Raw genomic sequence first — 24678 nt, 5'->3', positions numbered from 1 at the left:
TTACTTATCCTTTTTGAATGCGGTTAAAAACTCTGAAAGGTTTTGGCCCCATGCATCGCCAATGCGTGCATTTTCACGCTCTTGGCTAGGTGCGCTTGGTCTAAATCCAATATTGACTGTAGGCTCGTTACTGTCATCATCTTCAGCAGGTGGTGGCACTGTAATGTCATAACGATCCCCACTGAGTAGGTACAGTTGATAGCTATCTGTGGGAATATCATGGTCAATTTGGACATTACCTTGCGCATCACTCATACCTTTTAAAATCAGTGCTCCATTGGCATACAGTTCATACGGCTCAAATGCACGCGCCTTCATCGGGCTTTGTGGTGAGGAGCTCAGTTGAAAACGCAAGGTTTGTTTTGGCATCGATTGTGGAAATTGCGGGTGAGTGACATCCATAGACGCCGGTCCTTCAACCACCCAATTAGTGGCTTTCACCGTTTGGTTATTGGGGCTACCGTACTCTATCTGCCCGCCTTTTAATCGAATATAGGCGCCACCACAGGTCAATAGCAGTTCATCTTTAGCGGCAACGACGGTTTTACCGCCGGTACTGGTGACGGTCATGTCCTTGAGTGACGTGAGGTGCATTTCATCGCTTTGGGCTTGAAGTTCTACCTTGCCTTTTGCTGCAAAGGCTTTGATTCCTAGGGTATGAGCAAATAAGCTGATGGCTTGGCCTGCGGCTAAGGTGATTTTTTTACCGACTGAGATATCTGCCTGTTTATTGGCCGTCAGGGTAATGTTTTCACCGCTGTGAGCCTGTACGGTTTTGGGTGAGGTTAAGGCAATACCTGCTGGCGCACTAAGCAATAACGCTGCCTGCTGCAATTCGTTGATGGACTCAGTTAATAAGCGTTGCTGAGCTTTCATGTCTGCCAGCTCTGCTTTTGCGACTTCGGCTGCTTCCCGTAGGGAGCTCACTAGGTTCAACGCATCATCCAGTTGTTGCTTGGCTTCGCGCATATCCAGTTGTTCTGAAGAGGCTTTAGTGCGTAAATCGGTGCTGATAAACAGCCCTTTCCCCGCACGTATCGCCCCCCAGCTGTCGGTTCGCAGCTCAAAGCCATCACCGCGCTTTTCACGCCCTTGATTAACCAGATGCCCTAAATTGAGTTGGGATTTGCCACCGTATTCGGTGCTGAATTTGATGTGTTCTTCCCCGCGTTTGTCTTCCATGCGTAGCTTATTATTCGCAGGGGTACGAATGACATTGCGGGTATTATTTTTGTCAGTGATGTGGTCGGGACGATGTGAATCATGTAACGCATGGGCGATATACGGTCGGTCTGGGTCACCCTCATGGAAGGCAATGGCAACCTCTGTTCCTTGGATTAACGGGAAGTGCATGCCGTAGGTATCGCCTGCGTACGGTTTCGCCAGTCGTACGGGCATACTTTCATACCCCGTCGGTTTTTCATCACGGTCGGCATCGAATTTCACCCAATAAAAACCGTGTTCGTTTTGATGAGCGTAAATATCGTGGGATTTGGCACTGGTAATACGCGCCATCAATGTGCCTGCAATCACGGGGCGAGGTTTGAGAGCTGGTCGCCAGCACAAAGTTTCGGTGTGCGACGTTGCATCAAACTGCACGACTAAGGCATTGCTGCGGCTACCTGAAAATCGCAAGCGTGTGATTAAGATTTCAGATTGAAAGTCAGACGGTAATGTTGAAGGCAGTTGGTTATCGGTAATTTTGAGCACCAATAATGGCGTTAGCATCGGTGAGTTACTTTTACCGTGCAACTGAGTCTGACGAGCCAGAAAACGCTCATGGTCAAGGCGTGACCAAAAGTGAGCGGTTTCCGTTTCAGGTTGGTACTTCTCACCGCGCTCAAGGTGGCGAGCTTGATAATGGTACACATCACCATAATTGATGTCGTCGCCATTGCCTCGGGTCATGTCCGTTTCAATGGATTGCAAGGTTTGCATTGCTTGGCGGTGATTGTAATCTTTGGTGGTCACACTACGCTCCACCACTTGATGACGCAGCGATAATCCCCACACACTCTCCACGCCATTATCATTCATGCCAGAAGGACTGTTTAACGGGAGCTGCAAATCATACACATACGCACGTTGGCTATCCCCAAAATGAATGACTTCGGTTTTGGTATCCGGCTGCAAGCTGAACGAATAGAAAATCCCCACTTCACTTAACAGGCGTTCAATAAACTGCCAATCACTCTCATTGATTTGGTTAATTTGCTCTCGCTTGGGGTATTGGCGCTGCAAATGAAATTCAAACTCCCAGCCTTTCATGTCATGCTCACGCAAAATGAGGTCAATGACGTCCGGCACGGATTTATTTAAGAAAAAACGGTGAGAGCGCATTTGATGACGTAATAGAGAGACAAATGGCTCTATCACAATTTGGTATTGTGCTTCATCAGCGGAGCCAGACAGCCGCTTGAAGTGGGTGATCACGCCATGAACACGTTTTTGCGGTTCAGTCAGTGTGTTCAGCGCAGCCAGCGGTGGAGTGGGTGACGAAAAGGTAAAATCAGCACTGCGGCGAAGAAACTGTGGCGCTTGCAGGTTTTTCTCTGTGGAAGTAAAGGTAATCTGATAACGGTACGTTTCGCTAATGGCTTCACGTCCCGTGAAGTGCTCAACATCTAAGTGGGTCTGGCAACCTTGTACAGCAAGCTGGTAGCGATTATGGGATAAAAAAGGTCGTAGTGCATTATCCATTAAGCTCATCTTATTTCCTTTGTGTCCACCGTGGTAACCGAAAATACAATAAGCCGCGAGTGAGGTTACCCACTTTAATGTTAAGTAATTTACGTTAAGATAACGGATTACTGCGCATAAAGACAAATTGAATGTGAAACAATATTGAATAATAGGTGATGAATAGGATTTATCTGGGTGAGATAAAGCGTTAGTCGGATTCAGCAAAGAATATAAAAAGGAAGCGGTTAGACCTCCTTGGGGAATAGGCGTGTTTTCCGTGATGTGCCATATTTTTTGATTATTGGCACTGGCTTTTCCAATAAATCAAATATCGCAAATAATCTCCGCCATCCTCTTGCAGCCCATGCACCAATGGCTTCATACTTTTATGAGGTAAATCATGCCACTCACCAATCCCTTTTGGTTGATGAATATTTTTCTCATATAGGCTTTCCCATCCATCCTCATTCGGTACCCATAAACCTTGCCATTCTTTTTGTGCTATTCGAGGTAGCTTCCAGCAGGGTTGATAACTAATGCGTCCATGTTGCCTTAATACGTCTAATGGGGTTTCAGGGCGCAGGGAGGCTAGAAAACGGTAAGAACTGGCATTGTTGCTGAGCGTATCTCGATAAGTGTCATCGCTGTGCGTATCAATCAGGTATTCAAATGGTGAGACAGATTTCAATATATTGGCTGTACCGCCTTCAACTTCGATTTCCTCGACCCAAACCACGATTCGTTGCCAGACGATAGCCTGAATCAAGCAACGGTATTCTAGGGATTGCGTATCCAGTGGTAATATCATGATTTTGCGCTCTTCAAGATAAGTTGCATGGTTATATGAACGTCTAACGCTATTTGAGTCTATATGGGCTAATTGTGCTTCGATAGCATCAGGTCGATATCCTAACTCATTTAATCGTGTGCTGCCTGTTGTGCGTGTCGCATGAGGGCTATATATACCACTCCAACCTCTCGTTTTAAGAAATTGCCTTAGTGAGTTAGTAGACATTGGTTTATGGCAAGAATCACGACCGGGAAATAAATGTTTACGGTTACCAGTAAAACCATAAAGAGATCTTAGAATCGTAATAGCTCTTGTGTAGGCAGAGGAACAATATGTTCTCTTCGTGCTTTCATACACTCAGCTGGGATAGTCCAAAGTGCATTATCAAGATCGAATTCAGACCATTCCGCCTCAGCGACTTTAGATGGACGAGAAAGCGTCCACCACATTAACCACATACAATAGTTCAGTTGAAAGGTGCCACGGCTATTATCAAAGTTACTGAGTAGTTGACCTATTTGATCCGTCGTGAGGGCTTTTTTATGTTTTGTTTGCTGGGAGAGCTTTTCTTATTGCCCATACTGGCTCACTATCAGTTCTTAATATGGCAACAGCCAATTCAAAAATCGCGGATATCGTCCGTTTAGCTTCAGCTGCAACTGTTGGAGCGCCTCTTTGAACTTCACGCTGTAATATTTTGAGAATATGGTGAGATGTAATTTCTCTTATTGGTAATGTGCCGATAGAAGGAAATAAAATGCGCTCCAACATATCAAGGCGACGGTATTTGGTCACATCAGCGCAATCTTTCATTTGCAACCATTCTTTTGCGATGATTTGAAATGTATTTGCAGATTCGTTCGCTTTTCTGATCTTATCTAGTTGCTTAGCTTGTGTTGGATTAATCCCTGCTGATACGAGTTTTCTAGCATCATCATATTTAGAGCTGGCTTCAGCTAGTGTTACCAATGGGTAGTTGCCTAATGCCAGCATGCTCGATTTTCCATTTATTTGAAAATGAAACTGCCAGCTTTTTTACCATTAGGTATCACTTCAAGGTACAAACCGTTGAAGTCATTGATACGGAAAGTTTTTCTTTAGATTTTGCTGTTCTGTATTTTGTGTCAGTAAATATAATAAATTCAAGTAATTATGTGGATTTATATAATTATACTCACTGAAAAAAGAGAAGATAAATAAGCAATATATTTATTTAGGTGTGAGTTTTCATGAAATTCAGTGAGACATTAAACAGCATAAAACCATAGTAATATTATGAATTTTATGCTGTTTTTAAATGATGCTTAATGGGACAATCTAAAACTAGAGTATAGGCTTACACATTAAACAAGAAGTTTAATACATCGCCGTCTTGGACAATGTAATCTTTACCTTCAGCACGCATTCTACCGGCTTCTTTTGCTCCTTGCTCACCGCGATATTTAATAAAATCATCAAATGCGATGGTTTGAGCGCGAATAAAGCCTTTCTCGAAATCTGTGTGAATTTTGCCTGCCGCTTGAGGTGCAGTTGCGCCAACAGGAATGGTCCAAGCTCGAACTTCTTTTACGCCCGCGGTGAAGTAGGTTTGAAGATTCAATAATTCATAACCTGCACGGATCACGCGATTCAGTCCGGGTTCTTCAATTCCCAAATCTGCCATAAATTCATCACGTTCTTCATCTTCAAGTTCAGCGATATCTGACTCGATTGCAGCACAAACAGGAACAACGACAGAGCCTTCTGCTTCAGCGATCTTATATACCGTGTCAAGATATGGGTTATTTTCAAAGCCATCTTCATTCACGTTTGCAATATACATCGTTGGCTTGAGCGTTAAAAAACTTAAGTAACGGATGGCTGCTTTGTCTTCAGTGCTAAGGTCTAAAGTTCTTAACATGCCGGCTTTTTCAAGGTGCGGCAAACATTTTTCCAGAACTTCGAGTTCCGCTTTCGCATCTTTATCACCGCCTTTGGCGCGTTTTTGAATACGATGGATCGCTCGTTCGCAGGTATCAAGATCAGCGAGAGCCAACTCAGTATTAATAACATCAATATCTTCCGCTGGGTTTACTTGACCCGCAACGTGAATAATATTGTCATTTTCAAAGCAACGAACAACATGCCCGATGGCTTCCGTTTCACGGATGTTAGTTAGAAATTGGTTACCTAAACCTTCACCCTTTGATGCACCTTTAACCAAACCAGCGATATCAACGAATTCCATTGTAGTGGGTAAAATGCGTTGTGGTTTTACAATCTCAGCCAATTGATCAAGACGTGGGTCTGGCATTGGCACAACACCTGTGTTCGGCTCAATCGTACAGAAAGGAAAGTTGGCTGCTTCGATGCCGGCTTTGGTCAACGCATTAAACAGTGTGGATTTACCCACGTTAGGCAGACCAACGATACCGCATTTAAAACCCATATGTTTCTCACCTTAAAATAGCAAGGGGCAGGCGAGTGCTGCCCTGAATGTTAGAAAATTGGCGCTGATTATACACAAAAAGTTGTTTTTGATGAAATGAACTCTTTGTATAGGCTGATTTTACGCTGTCGCTTTAAAACTATGCAGACGGTTTATTGCTTTATCCATTCCATCACTGAGTAAAATGTCGGTACAGCGTAATGATTCATCGATAGCTTCATCAATCAGCTTTTGTTCCGTAGCAGTTGGTTTGCCGAGAACAAAACCAACCACTTTATTTTTATCACCTGGATGGCCGATACCAATACGTAAGCGGTAAAAATTAGGGTTATTGCTGAACTTGTTTTGGATATCTTTCAAGCCGTTATGACCACCGTTACTGCCACCAAGTTTCATCTTAGCAACACCTGGAAGTAAATCTAATTCGTCATGAGCGACTAAAATTTCATCAGGATTGATGCGATAAAAATTAGCCATGGATAAAACCGCTTTACCACTTAAATTCATGAAGGTCGTCGGAACGAGGAGTCGTACATCATGACCATTCAAATTGATACGGGCGGTGTAGCCAAAAAACTTGGCTTCCTCTTTTAAGGATTGATGGTGACGTTCTGCCAGCTGGTCGACATACCATGCTCCAGCATTATGACGAGTTTGGGCGTATTCAGCACCAGGATTGGCAAGGCCAACAATTAGTTTTATTTTGCTCACGGCTAATAGTTCACTGTCAGTTAATTCAATTATTAGGCCTAGTTTACCCTGAGAGGGGAAGATGTACAAAATTGAAATAGCGCTGCTGCGGGCTGATTTAATATAAAATGTAGTTATGGGTAAATATTTTTATAAAAAGCATCTTTTGTACAGAAATAATGAAAAAAGTCTAACCCTGTGATTGCCATCGCAAATAATTTTACTTAATGCACTATAATAACAGCATAAAGATATATTTTTTCGGAAGTTTCAAACATGCTTTGCTTATCAATCTACTGATACGGGAGGTAGATATGAAACGTAAAACAGCTCTCTTAATTGGTAATATTTTAATGGCGTTGGGTCTAATTGTCATGATAGGAAGCATTGCGCTGAATTTATCTTCTCATGTATTTAGTCTTAACTTACCAGATATGCTTACGATGGGGTCTTTATTTGGTATTTTTGTCGGCGCTATGATTTGGCTGGCGGGTGCAAGATTAGGTGGAAGAGACAAAGTTGCAGACCGTTACTGGTTGATAAAACACTATAACCATTCAAACCGTGATAATCACCGCTATCCATAAGTCATTTTGTCTGATTTAATACAATGTAAAATTATTGTGTTAAATAAATTGAATTAAGTAAAATAACGTATTCAAGTCAATTAAGCGTTTCTAAGGGTGCTGATTACAGCACCTTTATTATTTGGGGACCCGCTATTATTTTGTGGATTGAATACCAATGTTTTGAGTGAATGTTACTGTAATAATGGCTGGAGCATGGGCAACTATGTGTATTGGTGTATGAGTAGCTGATTATTTAATGACTATCTTTAGATAGACTGAAACACACTGAATTTGTTTTTACGCATTTCTTCTGATTGCAACCCAGTATATTACCAACGTTATTCCTACCTCTATTTTTATTTCTTTTATGTGATAGTTAAAAGCGACATAACAGTTGAAATAAACAGGCGATAATACAGCCTATCAATAAAGAATGGCCTCAAGGTTATCATCAATATCTTTTTATTTTTTCATTTGAGTTCAGATTGACGGTGAGTGAAAGATGTAGATAACAATAAATAACAGAGTTAGGTAAGGGAATAACGTTGTTGTATGACAATACATAAAGCCCCTACGGTTGAATATCAAGCGTAGGGGCGCTACTTAAATCATGACGTTCTGCTGCTGAGCAAATAGAAAAAACGAGGTAGTTATACCTCGTTAATAATGCTTAGTGCTCAAACATCGCAGAAATTGACTCTTCATTGCTAATACGGCGAATTGCTTCGGCTAGCATGCCTGAAAGCGTCAGCGTACGAACTTTGTTCAATGCTTTAATTTCAGGTGAAAGAGGAATTGTGTCACAAACAATGACTTCATCAATAACTGAATTTTTGATGTTGTCGACGGCGTTACCTGAGAAAATCGGGTGAGTCGCGTAAGCAAATACGCGTTTTGCACCACGTTCTTTCAGCGCTTCAGCCGCTTTACACAGCGTGCCACCAGTATCTATCATATCGTCGACTAAAATGCAGTCACGACCAGAAACGTCACCAATGATGTGCATAACCTGAGAAACGTTCGCACGTGGGCGACGTTTATCGATAATAGCCATATCAGTGTCATTTAACAGTTTCGCGATTGCTCTAGCGCGTACGACGCCGCCGATGTCTGGAGATACAACGATTGGGTTTTCCAAATCTTTCTGGAGCATGTCTTCCAGAAGGATAGGGCTACCAAACACGTTATCAACAGGAACATCAAAGAAGCCCTGGATCTGCTCAGCGTGTAGGTCAACGGTGAGAACACGGTCAACACCTACACTAGACAGAAAATCGGCAACAACTTTAGCGGTGATTGGTACACGGGCAGAACGTACGCGACGATCCTGTCTAGCATAACCGAAGTAAGGGATAACAGCGGTAATACGACCAGCAGATGCACGGCGCAGCGCATCGACCATAACAACCAATTCCATTAGGTTATCATTGGTAGGTGCACAGGTTGACTGGATGATAAAGATATCACCACCGCGAACATTTTCATTAATTTGAACACTGACTTCGCCGTCGCTAAAACGACCAACAGCCGCGTCTCCAAGATTAGTGTAAAGGCGGTTAGCAACACGTTGTGCTAGTTCCGGTGTAGCGTTACCAGCAAAAAGCTTCATATCGGGCACGAGAAAAACCTCAGGCTTGCGTCCAGAGAGATATTGTTGACCAATAAGACAGTTAAGTTTGTCACTATTGGTGCAATACACGGGTTATCCCAGCGCGGAACTTGTGCAGTGGCGATTCGTTCACTCCTTGAGCGACGAAACCATGCACCCACGATGGGGCTTTATTTAACACCTTTAGGGCATCGGCTTGCGTTTCAAATTCAGAAAAAACACAAGCCCCTGTTCCTGTCAGGCGAGACGGAGCATATTCTAACAGCCAAGAAACGAGCTGTTCAACCTCACGAAAACGTTTTCTTGCAATTGGTTCGCAATCATTTGCGTACGGAGCCAGTAATAATGCGGGTAGTGGGCGTTTTGGAGAATTTCTATTTAATTGTGGATCTGTGAAGATCATCGGGGTTGAGATTTCAATTCCTGGGTGAGCAACCAGATACCATTTCTCTTTAGGCGTGGCTGGAGTCAGAATTTCACCAATGCCTTCCGCAAAAGCAGCGTGTCCTCGAACAAACACCGGAACGTCCGCACCGAGTTTTTTACCTAATTCGGCTAAGGTTTCATCTGAAATTGCAGTTGCCCAATGTTCATTTAAAGCAATTAACACGGTCGCCGCATTGGACGAGCCACCGCCGATACCACCGCCCATTGGCAAAATTTTATTAATGTGAATATCAGCACCCAGCGGTTTGGAGAGGTTAAGGACATCACGACAATAGCATTGGAGTAATTTAGCCGCTTTGACGATTAGATTTTTTTCTGGCTCAACACCTGCCATGGTGGTGAGTAGATTGATTTGATCGTCAGCTCGAGTGGTTATGGTAATCTCATCGCCATAATTGAGGAATTGAAACAGCGTTTGTAGCTCATGGTAGCCATCTGCTCTACGACCGGTGATATAGAGAAAAAGATTTAATTTTGCAGGTGAAGGCCATGTTAACGTCATTTTTGTAAGGTCCAACTATCCATTTTTAGCTTAATTAGGCGCGAACCCTGACTCAGTTCAAGGTTGCTTGGTAACATTGGTTTAGTGCTGGTATCGTAGGAAAGATAGTTAAGCTGCCATTTTTCACCATTACCTTGTTGTAAGGTGACGGATTTGAGTAAATGGTTATCATCGAGTTCATATTCTGTCGCACGTCCCGGAGAGCCCGTTAGCCAAGCTGTTAGGTCGTCAAGAGGGATCTCCATGCCTGTAAGTTGATAAATCAACTCTGAAGGCACGTCACTCATATGAGTTTGTCCATCTTTTGTCGTCAGACGTGCTAAATCGGGTTCTACGGTGAGCTCTAACTCACGGCTACCCAGAGGGTTTGTTAACAATAAGCGATATTTTTCAGGTGTATATTGTTGCCAGAAGAATTTGGCATAGGTTTTACTTTGACCACCATCGTAGACAAAAGAGCCACGTGTTTGGTAATTCCGAAGCGCGTTCACTTCTTGTAAGTGAGCTTTCCATTCAGGATCCGCAGAGGAACCAGTACCTGATGTTGTCGTCTGTTTTGTGGTGACACACGCCGTTAGCAACAAACAGGAAAGTGGTAATAAGCGCCAAAAGCCTCGAGTGGAGGAAGGACCCAGAAAAGACCAAGTAGTAAACAGTTGCATAGCGACTCTCAAAAATCATCGGGTGAAAAATAACAACGCGTCTTTCAATAATGGTGACTCTTGCCGAAGCATCTCTGTTATCGCAATCGAGAAAATTATCGTCATGGATAACATGGAAAGAGAAAATAGCGCGACAAGGAACGGAAATATTGCGTTAAAACGACCAAATTATCAATCGGATTGAAGAAGTTTTGCCTATCTATACAATAGGAAAACGAGAGTGATCATGGATTTGATCTGTTAAGTGACCGTATTCTCACTATATATTATCAATATTGATAATTTCTTAATATATATAATAAAAAAATGGTACATCTCGAATATAATCCGGTGTAAAATAACATGACTAATAGTATTGTTATCGGCTAACTTCTTCATCATTGGTACTGAAAAAGTTAGGAGTTGATCATCTTTATGGTTTTCATTACGTGTAGACCATAGAAAGCGTGGCCTAGATCATCTACAATAGCGGGTAAACAATTAACAGTGGTGTGGTTATACTGCTGAAAAAATAATTAGCAATGTGAGCAATGTAGTTAAGCACAATGACCCTATTAGCATTAGGCATCAATCATAAAACGGCACCGGTGGCCTTGCGTGAGCGAGTGGCTTTCGGACCAGAAAAAATTGACCATGCACTTGAGGAGTTACTAAAACAGCCCCAAGTTAGCGGTGGCGTCGTGCTGTCGACCTGTAATAGAACCGAACTGTATTTGAGTCTTGAATCACAAGAGCGTGCTCAAGAGCAGCTGATCCAGTGGTTATGTGAGTTTCACGATATCAACGATCATGATTTGAAACCAAGCTTGTATTGGCACGAAGGTGATCGCGCGGTTAGCCATCTGATGCGAGTAGCTAGTGGTTTAGATTCTTTAGTTCTCGGTGAACCTCAAATTCTCGGTCAGGTCAAAAAAGCGTTCGCACTTTCACAAGATAATCATTCTTTGTCGAGTGAACTAGAGCGTTTGTTCCAAAAATCATTTTCTGTCGCAAAACGTGTTCGTACCGAAACAGAGATCGGTGCGAATGCGGTTTCTGTTGCTTTTGCTGCCTGTACTTTAGCAAGGCAAATCTTTGAGTCACTTAAACACCTGAATATATTGTTAGTAGGGGCGGGCGAAACGATCGAATTAGTGGCTCGTCACTTACGTGAACATGGTGTACAGAAAATGATGATAGCAAACCGTTCTCGTGAAAGAGCTGAGCTATTAGCCAATGAGGTTAATGCGGAAGTGATCACACTACCTGACATTGATACTCGGCTGGCGCAAGCGGATATTGTTATCAGCTCAACGGCAAGCCCATTACCGATTATTGGTAAAGGGATGGTCGAAAGAGCAATGAAAATCCGTCGTAGTAAGCCAATGTTATTAATCGATATTGCGGTTCCTCGCGATATTGAACCCGATGTTGAAAAGCTTAGGGATGTTTATCTGTATACGGTGGATGACCTTGAGTCGATTATTCAGCAAAACTTAGCTCAGCGTAAAGCAGCAGCGGTTGAAGCGGAATTTATCGTTGAACAAGAAAGCAGCCATTTCATGGATTGGTTGCGCTCGCAAGCCGCAGTGTCTACAATTCGCGATTACAGAGCGCAGGCTGAGGCAATCCGCGCGGGTATGACAGAAAAAGCACTCGCGGCGATTAGTCAGGGTGCAGACCCTGAACAAGTTATCACACAACTTACCCAACAATTGACCAACCGCCTGATCCATGCACCGACTAAATCTTTACAGCAAGCCGCTGGAGATGGTGATATGGAACGTCTGAATCTACTTAGGGACAGCTTAGGGCTGAACCATCAATAACCACATTTTAATTATGGGTCTGATATAACGAATGAAGCCTTCTATTGTCGCAAAACTGGAAGCATTACAGGAACGCTATGAAGAAATTCAAGCACACCTTGCCGATGCAGGTGTGATTGCTGATCAAGGGCGCTTCCGAGCCCTTTCAAAAGAGTATGCTCAACTGACAGATGTCGCTAAATGTTTTTCAGCGTGGCGAACTGTACAGGAAGATATCGAAACAGCAGAAATGATGTTAGATGATCCTGAAATGAAAGAAATGGCTCAGGAAGAGCTGAAAGAAGCTAAAGAGCGCAATGAAGAGCTTGAACAACAATTACAATTGTTGTTGCTGCCAAAAGATCCTGATGACGAATATAACTGCTTCTTAGAGATCCGCGCAGGAGCTGGCGGCGATGAAGCGGCTATTTTTGCCGGTGATTTATTCCGTATGTATAGCCGTTATGCAGAAGCTAACCGTTGGCGTGTCGAGCTAATGAGCACGAGTGATGGTGAACACGGTGGCTATAAAGAGGTTATCGCCAAGATTTCTGGTGAGAGTGTTTATGGACGCTTGAAATTCGAATCTGGTGGTCATCGTGTGCAGCGTGTGCCAGAAACGGAATCTCAGGGACGTATCCATACTTCAGCTTGTACAGTGGCCATCCTTCCTGAATTGCCTGAGGCTGAACTGCCAGAGATCAATCCAGCTGATTTACGTATCGATACCTTCCGTTCTTCCGGTGCGGGTGGACAGCACGTTAACACCACCGATTCGGCAATCCGTATTACGCATATTCCAACCGGCATTGTGGTTGAATGTCAGGATGAGCGTTCACAACATAAAAACAAAGCCAAAGCGATGTCTGTATTAGGTGCGCGTATTCGACAAGCTGAAATGGATAAACGTCAAGCAGCAGAAGCTTCAGAGCGCCGTAACCTTTTAGGTTCGGGTGATCGTTCTGACCGTATTCGAACTTATAACTTCCCACAAGGTCGGGTCACGGATCATCGTATCAACCTGACACTTTACCGTTTAGATGAAGTGATGGAAGGAAAACTTGATGGGCTGATTCAGCCAATTATTAATGAATATCAAGCAGATCAACTTTCTGCATTGTCTGAGCAAGACTAATGCAATACGGCGAATGGGTGAATCAAGCGGTTGCGAGATTGTCGAGCAGTGACAGTGCGAAGCGAGATGCTGAAATTCTGCTCCAACATATTACAGGGCAGAGTCGTAGTTTTATTTTTGCATTTGCAGAAACGACCTTAACACCCGCGGAGTATCAAGCTCTCGAAGCATTATTGAGCCGCCGTGAACAAGGTGAACCCATTGCCTATATTATCGGTGAGCGCGAATTCTGGTCTTTGCCTTTATTTGTCTCACCAGCTACTTTGATTCCGCGTCCTGATACTGAATGCCTTGTTGAACAGGCTTTATCAAGACTACCTCCTCAAAGTTATCGTATTCTTGACCTCGGTACAGGAACGGGGGCTATAGCGCTAGCGCTTGCTTCTGAACGCTTAGATAGCTCAGTTGTTGGTGTTGATTTTAACCCTGAGGCCGTGTCTTTAGCACAACGAAACCAACAACGTCTCGCCATTGATAATGTGCAGTTTTTACAAAGTAATTGGTTTTCCTCACTTTCTTCACAACATTTTGATATGATTGTGAGCAATCCACCTTATATCGATGAAAATGATCTCCATTTACAACAAGGTGATGTAAGATTTGAACCTTTAACTGCATTAGTGGCAGATAATCAAGGACTGGCAGATTTAGACCATATTGTCTCTAAATCGAGAGAATACCTAAGCCAGCAGGGTTGGTTGCTTGTTGAACATGGATGGCAGCAAGGTGTGGCAGTTCGTGAGTTGTTCAAACAGTATGGTTATAGCAATATCGAAACCTGCCAAGATTATGGCGGTAGAGATAGAATTACGCTTGGGCAGTGGAATAAAGCAGTGGAAAGGTAATGAAAACCATAGCAAATATTGAATTTAACAAAATACCTTTGAGCGAAGGTATTATGATTGTCTCCCAAAGCATTCGTGTCGATTTTCCTCTTATGCAAGTACAGGCTCAGTTGGATAGTCTCGTGGAGGCCGCTAAGACTGCTATTGATGTGAAAGCGGATAATGAAAGTAAAATTAACCAATTATTGATGCTTTTTTATCGTCAATGGCAATTCGGTGGGGCAGATGGCATTTATGCACTATCTGATATGCTGTGGTTAGATAAAGTTTTATCTTCCAAACGAGGCACACCAGTTTCATTAGGCTCGATTTTCCTTTATATCGCTGAAAAACTAGAAATCGATATTGAACCAGCGGTATTTCCAACACAGCTGTTATTATCAGCTCAAAAAAATGATGGCTCACAATGGTTTATTAATCCAGTTAATGGTGAAACGCTAACTTGGCATACACTAAATTTATGGATGAAAGGAACGGTTGATCCCTATTCTGAACTAGAAGATGACCAGCTCGATGTGGCTGAAAATAGTGTGATCATCCGTAAATTATTTGACACGCTAAAAGCCTCTTTAATGGAAGAGAAGAAAATGGAATTAGCGTTAAAAGTGTGTGAAACATTATTAACGTTAGACCCTGAAGATCCTTATGAAATTCGTGACCGTGGATTAATTCTCGCACATCTAGATTGTAATCATGTAGCACTGAATGATTTAAACTATTTTATTGAGCACTGCCCAGAAGATCCTATTTCTGAAATGATTAAAATTCAGATATATTCATTAGATAATCTTCCAGTAGTGTTACATTAATTTATGCACAGACAGCAAACTGTCTCGATATGAAAGGTAACAGCATGCAACAAAAAATGGTCAGCATTGGCGATATCAAAGTCGCAAACGATCTTCCGTTTGTTCTTTTTGGTGGAATGAATGTCCTCGAGTCCCGCGATATGGCAATGCAAGTGTGCGAACATTATGTGACGGTGACACAAAAATTAGGCATTCCTTATGTCTTTAAGGCCTCGTTCGATAAAGCTAACCGTTCATCAATTCATTCATATCGTGGCCCAGGCCTTGAAGAGGGAATGAAAATCTTTCAAGAATTGAAAGAAACCTTTGGTGTGAAAATCATTACTGACGTGCATGAACCATCACAAGCGCAACCAGTTGCAGAAGTTGTTGATGTGATTCAACTGCCTGCTTTTTTAGCCCGTCAAACAGACCTTGTTGCGGCAATGGCAAAAACTGACGCGGTGATCAACATTAAAAAACCACAATTCATTAGCCCTGGTCAGATGGGCAATATTGTTGAAAAGTTCATTGAAGGTGGTAATGACAAAATTATTTTATGTGACCGAGGTTCTAACTTTGGGTACGATAATTTAGTTGTTGATATGCTTGGCTTTAACGTTATGATGCAAGCATCAAATGGTTGCCCTGTCATTTTTGATGTCACGCACTCCTTACAATGCAGAGACCCGTTTGGAGCCGCGTCAGGTGGTCGCCGTGCTCAAGTTGCTGAACTCGCTAGAGCGGGTATGGCGGTTGGTCTTGCTGGGTTATTCCTTGAAGCGCATCCAGATCCAGATAATGCACGTTGTGATGGCCCATCAGCATTGCCTTTGGCTAAATTAGAGCCATTCTTACAGCAAGTTCAAGCGATCGATTCGTTAGTGAAAAGTTTTCCAGAGCTAGATACTAGCCGTTAATCCTAATCTATTATGCAGCTTAACCAAGTTGTGACCATGTTCGGCGCTGATCTTCAGCGCCGTTACGGTGAAAAAATCCATAAAATAACGCTTCATGGTGGTTTTAATTGCCCGAATCGCGATGGAACGCTAGGACGCGGTGGCTGTACTTTTTGTCATGTTGCCTCTTTTTCTGATGAAAGCCAATCAACTCAATCTATTTGCGAACAAATTCGCCATCAAGTCTCCAAGATCACCCGAGCCAATCGCTACCTTGCCTATTTTCAAGCTTATACCAGTACTTATGCTGAAGTTTGTATCTTAAAACAGTTATATGAAGAAGCGCTGAAGCAGGTTGACATCGTTGGCTTGTGCGTAGGTACACGCCCTGACTGTGTGCCTGATGAGGTTTTAGCTTTACTTAACAGTTATCGTGAGCAAGGTTATGAAATTTGGTTAGAACTAGGATTACAAACCGCGCATGATAAAACATTGCATCGTATTAACCGAGGGCATGGTTTTTCTGAATATCAACAAACGGCGGTGAAGGCACGGAAGCTGGGGCTCAAAGTCTGTACCCACCTTATTTGTGGTTTACCCAATGAAACTGCGCAAATGAATATGCAAACCTTAGAAAAGGTACTGGATTGCGGTACTGATGGTATTAAATTACACCCGTTGCATATTGTCGATGGTAGTATTATGGCAAAAAGCTGGCTTGCAGGACGTATAGAGCCGATTGCATTAGATGATTACACACACATTGCGGGAGAAATGATCCGGCATACGCCAGTCGATATTATTTATCATCGTATCTGTGCGAGTGCGCGACGACCCACGTTATTGGCTCCTCAATGGTGTGAAAACCGCTGGTTGGGAATGAATCACCTATATCAATACTTGTTGACGAATGGCGGTCAAGGTTCTGCGCTATAGGCGTTATCTTGGTATCGTCTAAGATTAAGTATGTTAATTATTGAGACTGATCATTGTGTTATCCATGATACATCGTGTGATGGGCGATTAAGGATGGCAAGTTGTTTCAAATTATATGTAGCTTATTAATAAATAAGCAAAAATGTATAGTTAATATAAATTCAGTTTAAAATTGCAGTGTCACAATGAAAGTGACTGCATGTCGTCTTAATCATGCGCAAATGACATACCCGCCATTGACCTGCAATGGCGAGTTATTAAGCCTAGTGTTGTGGATTATTTAACTCTTCTAGCGCTTTATCAATAGAGTTATGGAAACTCAGTACGCCTTCAATCGGCGTTACACGTGCACGGGCCAAAGTTTTTAATGGCTGGAATGGAATATCACAAATAACAATGTGAGTATCTTTTTTTACTAGGTCGATAAACTTCTGGAATGCTTCTAAACCACCGGCATCAAGTACAGGAACGGCATCCCATTGCATAACGATCGTTTCATAACCTTCACTTTTGACTCTTAATTCATCAAAAATACGTTCTGCCGCAGCAAAAAATAAGGGGCCATTGACGCGTACGACTAAACGACTTTTTGTTTCATCGGTTTCCGGTAGCTCACTAATTCGGGTCATATTCGCGATACGGCGCATAAACAATAAAGAGGCAAGAACAATCCCTACTGTAATAGCAATAACCATATCAAATAGAACCGTTAAAGACATACACAGAAGTAAAACGATGATGTCATCTTTAGGTGCTCTACGAATAAGGTCGATGACTTTTCGCGCCGAGCTCATATTCCAAGCGACCATCAATAATAAGGATGACATTGCAGCCAAAGGCAGGTAAGAAAGCATTGGTGCCAGTACTAATAAAGTCATTAATACTAATAGCGAATGAATGACTGAAGAGATTGGTGAAGTGGCGCCCGCGCGGACGTTGGCTGCTGAACGCGCAATCGCGGCGGTTGCTGTGATCCCACCAAAGAATGGGGCGGCAATATTACCAAAACCTTGTCCAATAAGTTCACTGTTTGAATGGTGTTTTTTACCGGTCATATTATCCAGAACCACGGCACAAAGTAGTGACTCAATCGCACCTAGCACAGCCATGGAAAAAGCGGCAGGCATCAAGGCGGTAATCATTGACCAGCTAATAGGAGCACTTCCGGGAAGCTCCCAAGGTAAAATAAATTGAGGCAAAATAGGTGGAATACCATTACCTTCAGTCCCATCAGGTAATAAGTAACTAAATTGGGAACCAATGGTCGCGACTTGTTTATCAAACAGCGATAGACCCCACATAACCAGTGTTCCAGCCACTAAAGCTGGTAAGTGACCCGGTAACTTTAAACCCAGCTTTGGCCAGTAAATCAGTACCAGTAGTGTGATTATGCCGATCAAGGTATCACTGTATTGCAATGTTGGTAAGGCATTGACCAGTGCAACCACTTTATCAACATAGTTTTCTGGTACATGGGCCATCTGCAAGCCAAAAAAATCTTTAACTTGCATAGTCGCAATAGTGATGGCGATACCAGAGGTAAAGCCTAATGTTACAGAAACAGGAATATATTCGATAAATTTACCGAAACGAGCAAATCCCATTGCCAGCAAAATAATTCCTGACATTAAAGTGGCAACCAGTAGCCCACTTAAACCGAATTGTTGGGAAACAGGATATAAGATCACCACGAAAGCAGCGGTAGGCCCAGAAACGCTATAACGTGAGCCACCAGTAATGGCGATAATAATACCTGCTATGGCCGCAGTATATAGGCCATACTGTGGTGGAACACCACTGGCAATAGCAAGCGCCATTGCTAAGGGAATAGCAATGATTCCAACCGTAATCCCTGCAATTAAATCTTTAATAAAACGAGCAAAAGTGTATTTTTCTTTCCAACATGAATCTATAAGAGCGCTAAAAGGGCGCAAACGATTAATTTTTTTTGTACTCATTGTACCCCACCAAAATAACAGGGTTAAATAACGGAAAATAGAGACCAAAGGATACGCCGAACTCACACAAAAAAGTCTGTTATGTGTCAATGAATTCGCAATTATCATAACGTTTACAGTGACAAAAGTAAAAAAACCTACGAATATTCGGCATTGAACTATCTAAAAAGGGATCCTTAAGATTTTATATTATTGTGATAACCGTTTTTAAATAACACGGCTGATGAATTAAATTTAATTATTGATTAGTCATCAATATTGAAATTAATAGCCAACCCCACGCACTAATGACAAAGACAAGGGCGTAGTTGAAGAGTTTTTTTGTTCCAATCCAACGCTGTTCCATAGACAAAGTATGTTGATTTTTCTTGAAAAGAAACTGTAGAGCTAGGTCAAAATGATGAGCATCGGGGGTTTGGTATAATACTTTAAAGAGATGGTTATCTAAACTGAGTCTAAAAATATAATAATGACTAATAATAAAAAAGACAGTTCCTAAAAAGAAATAAAGATGCTGTGTAAATGAATCGATAAATAAGATTAGTTGGCAAATAAAAGCGAGTAATGATGCGCAACATAAATAACGCCAACTTGCTGTAAAAATAATCATTACATCGCCACATTGCTTATTGGATAAATGACTCATAATTGCGCCCGCTTTGAATAATATTGTTGGTACCAATAATGTAATTGCTCAAGAGTTGCAGCATTGAGGATCACTTGTGGCCTAGCCTGCATGACTTGTTCAATGGCATCTTCAATGCTAACAGCACTACGGCGATGGACTAGCCATGCAACGGCGACTGTCGCACTACGTGAGTAACCGAGTTTACAATGGACATAAACCACGCCATTTTGGGCTAGCGCATCCATTGTCGACATGGCTCGTTCAATATCAGCGGCACTCAGTGGTAACAAATCTATTTGCGGTTGGCTACAGTAAGTTAAGCCGCGACTATAAGAATTACGAGGCCATTCGCAAGTCATGTCGAAAACGGACTGAGCTGACAAATGATACAGTGGGCGTCCTCCCAAAATAAGTTGTTCATTGACTTGGCTGGGTTGCCGACATGCTTTTGCATAGTAATGATAGGTAGCAATAGCAATTAATCGGTAAGGGAGAAGCAATACCCAAGCGGAAGGGGAGATTTGGCCTTCGGGAGTCTTTTGAAATACGGAGGCACCGCACCCGAGATAACCTAATGAAACCATAAATAAGGCAATAGCAGGCCATAAAAATAGCCATGCAGCCCCTTGAATAATAAAAGCCAATAGTAGGCAGGTGATAGCACCTAAGCCATAGTTAATGGTCATCTTTAAGCTGCGGCGGCTTCCTGTGTAGTTCCAATGCCACTTGCTGTCGATTGGCAAAAAATAACTGATCAGGATTCCAACAGCAAAGCCAGTGATGACATCAATAAAATGGTGCTGCCATGTTGTGAGGACAGAAACTAATATGAATAGTGACCAGCCATGCAGTAACCACCGCCATTTTGTTGGGGTATGAGCACGAAAGCGTAACCATAATAGCCATAATAAAATAATGTGTAATGAGGGCGCTTGGTTATAGGGAAGATCAAATAATTCAAGGCTCTCAAACATCCAACCGGCTATTCCACTCGTGTCCGGTCGAGAAAAGCTAAATTTTAAGGGGAATAATAGAAAACCAATACAAGCAGTTAATGACGCGACTATTAAACGGATTCCATGGATCTTTTGTTCTCTTAATGAAGTACACATAAAAAGAGATAGGCCATAAAAAAGGTCAATACTCCAATAAGGAATAATAGTCCAAGATAAAAAAGGAATGTGCTGTTCCCAAGAATATACGTAAGAAGGGACGTTTGTTAATGTGGCAGTATAAGTATTAACTTGTCCATAGGTAAGGAAGAAAAAAGGGGCTAAAAAGAGCAACCAAATAAAAGCGTATAACCCAATTTTTCGTCGTGAAGTAGGAGGTAAAGGCTGATGTGAGGTTGTCATTAGTCTGTCCATCTATGTCCATTTTTGTCCATTTTGTTGTGTATTCTTATGGGAAATACAGGATTTATGCGTTGTGGCGGTACATAAGGCGTTATTATAGCGCCAGAAGTCTAGGACTCTTTAATTAATCAAGACATAAGGTGAACGAAGTCACCTTATTTATCAAAGAGAATCGCTGAAATAGGGATTATCGGCGTCGTGCAATAGAAACGCTAAATATTCCCCAGTTATCAATTAGCTGATTAAGTTTTTCGAAACCGGCATCCGCAACAAGTGAATCCATTTCACCTTGGCTACGGCAACGCATGACCCAAGCTTGACCACCTTGATGGCTTGGTAATACACGAGCAATCATTTCAACTTGTGGATGCCATGGTTGGCAAGTGTAGATAAGCAATCCACCGGAAGGAATGGCGCGGGATAAACCATTTAAAGAGGCACGAATTAAATGATTATCAGGGAAAAGTTCATATAAACCACTGACAATACCTAGTGTTGGGGCAGGGGTAATGGCGGCTAAGTTATCGGCATCGAAAGCATTACCTTCTTCAAAAGACGCTTTATCTTCAAGATAGCGCTCTTTGATATGTAGTCGTCCTTGTTCAACGTTAACAGGGCTATAATCACGTAGGAGGACCGATTCTACCTTGCTATAGTCATTGATGGCATCGAAGATATAGCGCCCTTGTCCTGCTGCAATATCTAAAATACGTACGGGCTGGTGGTTATCATTGAGGTCACGGATAGCTTGTCTGATCATGTTCTCTATATTGATTTTGCGTTGGCGGATCCCTTGCCAGCCGATGCTATCAAGATATTGTCTATCGATGATGCGACCAAATAAGCCGTTACCTTGAGCCTTATCGCGATAAATGTAGTCAAGGGTAGAGCCTGAATCGAAACCTTTATCATAACCTATACGTATGCCTTCTGAAGCTTTACCTAGCGTACTCATAGACTTGCTAAGTAGTTTATAACCTAGATGTTTAGGGTTCCAGAGGGGGAGTGGTTGAGTAAGTTCGCGATAAGCGTCAGCACTCACGCTCCAAGTATCTTCATATTGATAATTATGTCGGTAATGAGGTAATGAAAAGAGTTTATCTATAAATTCACGGATTTTAGCGATAGGTATATGACGTTCTTTTTCCCCGAGCGTGTCGTGGTAAAAGTTTGCTAATACATGTTTTTCTTTGATCGGGGTGTTTAAACGTTCATAGAATTGATGCTGGGGTTTATGGTGTACAACGTGATCGCTACCGGAAATGAACAATTGTGTCGGTAGCGTAATTGCACCGGCATCGGCAACGACTCTATCAGCCGTTTTATATAATTCGAGCAAAATGTTGACAGCAATAGGGCGTGTAATTAAGGGATCTCGATTAAAAGAATCGATACGTTTTTGATCATGAGTTAAAAATTTTGCTTTAACATAGGAGTTGACATAAAACAGGCCACGCATTTTTTGCATTAAAGCAAGCCCAGTACGAGCAAAAGGAACGTATAGCTTAACCTTGAACGCGGGAGATGCAAGGATCATTCCCCGAATGGGTGGCGCATAGTCATGCACCCAAGTAGACACTAATACAGCTCCAACACTTTGGCCGATAACAATAATATTTTCTAATGGAATTTGATATTGAGTGGAAATATAGCGAATAAACTCATCAACATCATGAATTGATGTACCTAAAGAGGGACTGTAACCACGAGGGCCATCATTACGGCCGTGTCCCCGAGCATCCCAAGCAAACATGGCATAGTCGGGTAAATTCAATTCATCGACAAGATGAGCGACTCGCCCGGAGTGTTCATGTCCTCGGTGAAATAAAATAATCGCTTTATCTGTTGATTGTTCTGTTGGCCAATAGCGATAAAACAAAGAAGTGCGGTCACTGGTGATAAATTGTGATTCAACGACAGGGCGTTGAGTCGCATAGTCTTCCTGAATATTCATGGAGTTTCCTTATTATGCGCCACTTTTGTGCTGAGTTCATTCAGAGCTTTGCGGGTACGGTTATAGCAGGTATAAAGCAACAATAAAGAAAGGAGAGCAAATACCATGGTAAACCAGTTTGTGGTCATCAGTTGTGGGAATAACGCGATAACGAGTCCAAATGCCCCAAAAATAAAAGCACGGTCACTTTTACCTATAGGACCATCATAACGTCGTGAAGCTCCTATAGCTTGAGCCACGACACCAATAAATTCAGTTAAGATAGAAAGAAAGAGGAGCAGTAATATCCACCCAAAACTATGAGGAAATAGTAGGACAAAGGGAAAATACAATGCGATATCGGAAACAACATCACCGATTTCATTTAACATTGCGCCAAGATGGCTTTTTTGATGATATTCACGAGCAAGCATACCATCAATGGCATTTAAGGCCATTCGAATGAATAATACAAAGGGTAATAGAATAAATAAGTGTGGATTTGGAAAAATAAACAGTAGCGAGCCGACTAAAATCGATAACAGCATTGCAGCAAGCGTTACCTGATTTGCTGTTACACCAGCGTCATAAAGTTTTTTAACGATAGGGCGCAGCAGGTTCTGAAATTTGGGTTTCAGATCGTAAATTGTCATCCATTCATCCTTGCTAATCACAACCATTATGTTGCAAATATACACTATATCAATACGCTATTATCTTTCTACCGCAATAAGATCTATCCTAAGTTAGTGCCTTGATGGGGGACTCAACAAGATTAAGTTTCAGTGTGAGCGTTATTAATAATTTGATATTAAATGATATTTTATATCCGTTAAACAAAAGAGTTGTTTTCAAATTTGTCAAATATAATCATGTCGCTACTTGTGAGTAAGATCATCATTCAATCTTAAATGTTATCAGAGTGTAAAATAGATTGATGCTATTTTGACAGGTAGACATAATGAAATAATAAGGTGAAGGAGGTGTTTAATGAATAATAAGTTGAAGAACACCGATAAAATCAAAATCCTCCAGACTGTTTAATCATATTCATTATTGTGCCGATGAAGGATAGATAGGTAAGGTAGCCATTCTGCTATTTGGCATGAATAAAATGTAAAACATAAAAAAACATCTTAATAGAAGATGTTTTTCGAAAAGATGGAAGAATAAGTTAATTTTAACCGTGACTTTATTGTTTAAATTAGCGGTTCATCAATCACATATTTATTCGCAATATTTAATCTCATTCGTTTAAATTGGCTCGGTGTCATGGTCGTCATTTCTTTAAACTTTCGACAAAAAGCACTGTGGTCTGCGTATGCACATTTGATGGATATTTCAGTAATTGAATGGTCTTCTTCAAGTAATTCTATAGCATGTTCTAGGCGTTTTTTTTGAATATATTGTTGAGGAGTAATGTTAAACACCGCTTTAAATTGACGATTAAGCTGTGATAATGATAAACCTGATATGTCGGCAAGCGTTGTTATTTTGATCGGGGTATCAAAATGGTGACTAATAAATTTTTCAACTTGATCTAACTGTTTATTTAATTTTTGGCTTACTGACTTTTCGTCTTGTAAATCAACAGAAATCCCTGCTACACCAATAACGTGGTTATGGGTATTGAAAATAGGGACTTTCGTCGTAACACACCAACCTAGCATTCCAGCTTTATAAAGATGTAACTCCAGTTTATTAATAACACTAATTTTTTTCTGCATCACAAGATAATCTTGTGAACTGTAACTGCGGCCTAATTCAGAATGAAAGATGTCTTCGGCACGTTTTCCAATGACGTCATCAACAGTATTCATTTTACAACGCTTAGCGAGATTTTCATTCGCAAGAAGATATTTTGCATTTTCATCTTTAACAAAAAAAGTGACATTCGGTAATGTATTAATTAACGGCATGACGAGACCGAGGTGATTTAATAATATTTCAATATTATCAACGGGAAACAGCATATTTTCCTGACTAATTAACAGCAATTTATTTAAATTAATCATGCGGCCTCCGGCAGGTTCAA

19 protein-coding genes and 1 pseudogene are annotated in these 24678 nt (G+C 41.7%); 7 read left to right on the top strand and 13 right to left on the bottom strand.

Features of this window, described 5'->3' with window-relative positions; translation table 11 throughout:
- The 4 genes and pseudogenes from M1F03_RS10655 to pth form a co-directional block, all read right to left on the bottom strand.
- Entirely contained in the window at window positions 1-2709 is a 2709-nt protein-coding gene (locus M1F03_RS10655) for a type VI secretion system tip protein VgrG (RefSeq protein ID WP_318839923.1), read from the bottom strand.
- 775 nt (window positions 2710-3484) lie between these two features.
- Window positions 3485-4607: pseudogene (locus M1F03_RS10650) on the bottom strand (tyrosine-type recombinase/integrase); the annotation flags it as partial.
- A 201-nt stretch (window positions 4608-4808) separates the two neighbouring features.
- Window positions 4809-5900 (bottom strand): redox-regulated ATPase YchF, encoded by a 1092-nt coding sequence (ychF, locus tag M1F03_RS10645; protein WP_154622881.1) that lies wholly within the window; start codon window positions 5898-5900, stop codon window positions 4809-4811.
- 120 nt (window positions 5901-6020) lie between these two features.
- The gene (gene pth / locus M1F03_RS10640) at window positions 6021-6611 is read right to left on the bottom strand and encodes an aminoacyl-tRNA hydrolase (RefSeq protein ID WP_163861917.1); all 591 of its coding nucleotides are present in this window, start codon (window positions 6609-6611) and stop codon (window positions 6021-6023) included.
- Between the two features lie 293 nt (window positions 6612-6904).
- Here pth and ychH point away from each other — a divergent pair, with 293 nt between their 5' ends.
- Entirely contained in the window at window positions 6905-7177 is a 273-nt protein-coding gene (gene ychH, locus M1F03_RS10635) for a stress-induced protein YchH (protein WP_154623230.1), read from the top strand.
- A 652-nt stretch (window positions 7178-7829) separates the two neighbouring features.
- Here ychH and prs read toward each other — a convergent pair.
- From prs to lolB, 3 genes are all read right to left on the bottom strand, one after another.
- Window positions 7830-8777, bottom strand: a complete 948-nt coding sequence (gene prs, locus M1F03_RS10630) for a ribose-phosphate diphosphokinase (protein ID WP_006661866.1) — start codon at window positions 8775-8777, stop codon at window positions 7830-7832.
- 64 nt (window positions 8778-8841) lie between these two features.
- Window positions 8842-9717 carry a 4-(cytidine 5'-diphospho)-2-C-methyl-D-erythritol kinase gene (ispE, locus tag M1F03_RS10625; RefSeq protein WP_154623231.1) on the bottom strand — a complete coding sequence of 292 codons (876 nt, stop codon included), beginning with the start codon at window positions 9715-9717 and terminating at the stop codon, window positions 8842-8844.
- Complete coding sequence (gene lolB, locus M1F03_RS10620; RefSeq protein WP_375097495.1) at window positions 9714-10352, bottom strand: lipoprotein insertase outer membrane protein LolB; 639 nt, start codon at window positions 10350-10352, stop codon at window positions 9714-9716. Before lolB ends, ispE begins: the two co-directional genes overlap by 4 nt.
- Before the next feature lie 572 nt (window positions 10353-10924).
- On the opposite strand from lolB, the gene hemA reads away from it, so the two are divergent.
- Genes hemA through M1F03_RS10590 form a run of 6 tightly spaced genes read left to right on the top strand, consistent with a single transcriptional unit; the run spans window position 10925 to window position 16769 of the window.
- Window positions 10925-12187, top strand: coding sequence for a glutamyl-tRNA reductase (gene hemA / locus M1F03_RS10615; protein WP_154623341.1), 1263 nt, complete (start codon window positions 10925-10927; stop codon window positions 12185-12187).
- A 31-nt stretch (window positions 12188-12218) separates the two neighbouring features.
- Entirely contained in the window at window positions 12219-13301 is a 1083-nt protein-coding gene (gene prfA, locus M1F03_RS10610) for a peptide chain release factor 1 (RefSeq protein ID WP_154623340.1), read from the top strand.
- Window positions 13301-14146 (top strand): peptide chain release factor N(5)-glutamine methyltransferase, encoded by an 846-nt coding sequence (prmC, locus tag M1F03_RS10605; protein WP_318839922.1) that lies wholly within the window; start codon window positions 13301-13303, stop codon window positions 14144-14146. Before prfA ends, prmC begins: the two co-directional genes overlap by 1 nt.
- Window positions 14146-14955 (top strand): invasion regulator SirB1, encoded by an 810-nt coding sequence (gene sirB1 / locus M1F03_RS10600; RefSeq protein ID WP_154623338.1) that lies wholly within the window; start codon window positions 14146-14148, stop codon window positions 14953-14955. Before prmC ends, sirB1 begins: the two co-directional genes overlap by 1 nt.
- A gap of 44 nt (window positions 14956-14999) precedes the next feature.
- On the top strand, window positions 15000-15854 hold the full coding sequence (gene kdsA, locus M1F03_RS10595) for a 3-deoxy-8-phosphooctulonate synthase (protein ID WP_154623337.1): 855 nt from the start codon (window positions 15000-15002) through the stop codon (window positions 15852-15854).
- Between the two features lie 12 nt (window positions 15855-15866).
- A complete protein-coding gene (locus tag M1F03_RS10590) occupies window positions 15867-16769 on the top strand; it encodes a TIGR01212 family radical SAM protein (RefSeq protein WP_154623336.1) in 903 nt (300 codons plus the stop codon).
- Window positions 16770-17032: 263 nt separating this feature from the next.
- On the opposite strand, the gene dauA is transcribed toward M1F03_RS10590, so the two are convergent.
- The 6 genes from dauA to M1F03_RS10560 all read right to left on the bottom strand — a co-directional run bounded on the left by dauA (window position 17033) and on the right by M1F03_RS10560 (window position 24658).
- Window positions 17033-18727 (bottom strand): C4-dicarboxylic acid transporter DauA, encoded by a 1695-nt coding sequence (gene dauA, locus M1F03_RS10585; RefSeq protein ID WP_154623335.1) that lies wholly within the window; start codon window positions 18725-18727, stop codon window positions 17033-17035.
- A 238-nt stretch (window positions 18728-18965) separates the two neighbouring features.
- Window positions 18966-19373 carry a hypothetical protein gene (locus tag M1F03_RS10580; protein ID WP_318839921.1) on the bottom strand — a complete coding sequence of 136 codons (408 nt, stop codon included), beginning with the start codon at window positions 19371-19373 and terminating at the stop codon, window positions 18966-18968.
- Window positions 19370-20710 carry a phosphatase PAP2/dual specificity phosphatase family protein gene (locus M1F03_RS10575; protein ID WP_272657698.1) on the bottom strand — a complete coding sequence of 447 codons (1341 nt, stop codon included), beginning with the start codon at window positions 20708-20710 and terminating at the stop codon, window positions 19370-19372. The genes M1F03_RS10580 and M1F03_RS10575 overlap by 4 nt, the downstream gene beginning before the upstream one ends.
- A gap of 187 nt (window positions 20711-20897) precedes the next feature.
- The gene (locus tag M1F03_RS10570) at window positions 20898-22664 is read right to left on the bottom strand and encodes a bifunctional alpha/beta hydrolase/class I SAM-dependent methyltransferase (RefSeq protein WP_163861902.1); all 1767 of its coding nucleotides are present in this window, start codon (window positions 22662-22664) and stop codon (window positions 20898-20900) included.
- Window positions 22661-23296 carry a CDP-alcohol phosphatidyltransferase family protein gene (locus tag M1F03_RS10565; RefSeq protein WP_251464272.1) on the bottom strand — a complete coding sequence of 212 codons (636 nt, stop codon included), beginning with the start codon at window positions 23294-23296 and terminating at the stop codon, window positions 22661-22663. Before M1F03_RS10565 ends, M1F03_RS10570 begins: the two co-directional genes overlap by 4 nt.
- A gap of 546 nt (window positions 23297-23842) precedes the next feature.
- Window positions 23843-24658 (bottom strand): helix-turn-helix domain-containing protein, encoded by an 816-nt coding sequence (locus M1F03_RS10560; protein WP_163861898.1) that lies wholly within the window; start codon window positions 24656-24658, stop codon window positions 23843-23845.
- Window positions 24659-24678 lie beyond the last annotated feature (20 nt).

The sequence above is a fragment of the Providencia sp. PROV080 genome (assembly GCF_033688105.1).
GTDB lineage: Bacteria > Pseudomonadota > Gammaproteobacteria > Enterobacterales > Enterobacteriaceae > Providencia > Providencia zhejiangensis.
Note: the sequence above shows the minus strand (reverse complement) of the source record. Positions and strands in the feature narration are given on the sequence as shown.

Bases quoted from the DNA above. Each gene is read 5' to 3' on its own strand.
- prfA (WP_154623340.1), top strand. From the start codon at position 12,219: ATGAAGCCTTCTATTGTCGCAAAACTGGAAGCATTACAGGAACGCTAT.
- prmC (WP_318839922.1), top strand. From the start codon at position 13,301: ATGCAATACGGCGAATGGGTGAATCAAGCGGTTGCGAGATTGTCGAGC.
- ychF (WP_154622881.1), bottom strand. From the start codon at position 5,900: ATGGGTTTTAAATGCGGTATCGTTGGTCTGCCTAACGTGGGTAAATCC.
- ispE (WP_154623231.1), bottom strand. From the start codon at position 9,717: ATGACGTTAACATGGCCTTCACCTGCAAAATTAAATCTTTTTCTCTAT.
- M1F03_RS10570 (WP_163861902.1), bottom strand. From the start codon at position 22,664: ATGAATATTCAGGAAGACTATGCGACTCAACGCCCTGTCGTTGAATCA.
- M1F03_RS10560 (WP_163861898.1), bottom strand. From the start codon at position 24,658: ATGATTAATTTAAATAAATTGCTGTTAATTAGTCAGGAAAATATGCTG.
- M1F03_RS10655 (WP_318839923.1), bottom strand. From the start codon at position 2,709: ATGAGCTTAATGGATAATGCACTACGACCTTTTTTATCCCATAATCGC.
- ychH (WP_154623230.1), top strand. From the start codon at position 6,905: ATGAAACGTAAAACAGCTCTCTTAATTGGTAATATTTTAATGGCGTTG.
- M1F03_RS10565 (WP_251464272.1), bottom strand. From the start codon at position 23,296: ATGACAATTTACGATCTGAAACCCAAATTTCAGAACCTGCTGCGCCCT.
- hemA (WP_154623341.1), top strand. From the start codon at position 10,925: ATGACCCTATTAGCATTAGGCATCAATCATAAAACGGCACCGGTGGCC.
- M1F03_RS10580 (WP_318839921.1), bottom strand. From the start codon at position 19,373: ATGAGTCATTTATCCAATAAGCAATGTGGCGATGTAATGATTATTTTT.
- M1F03_RS10590 (WP_154623336.1), top strand. From the start codon at position 15,867: ATGCAGCTTAACCAAGTTGTGACCATGTTCGGCGCTGATCTTCAGCGC.
- kdsA (WP_154623337.1), top strand. From the start codon at position 15,000: ATGCAACAAAAAATGGTCAGCATTGGCGATATCAAAGTCGCAAACGAT.
- M1F03_RS10575 (WP_272657698.1), bottom strand. From the start codon at position 20,710: ATGACAACCTCACATCAGCCTTTACCTCCTACTTCACGACGAAAAATT.
- dauA (WP_154623335.1), bottom strand. From the start codon at position 18,727: ATGAGTACAAAAAAAATTAATCGTTTGCGCCCTTTTAGCGCTCTTATA.
- sirB1 (WP_154623338.1), top strand. From the start codon at position 14,146: ATGAAAACCATAGCAAATATTGAATTTAACAAAATACCTTTGAGCGAA.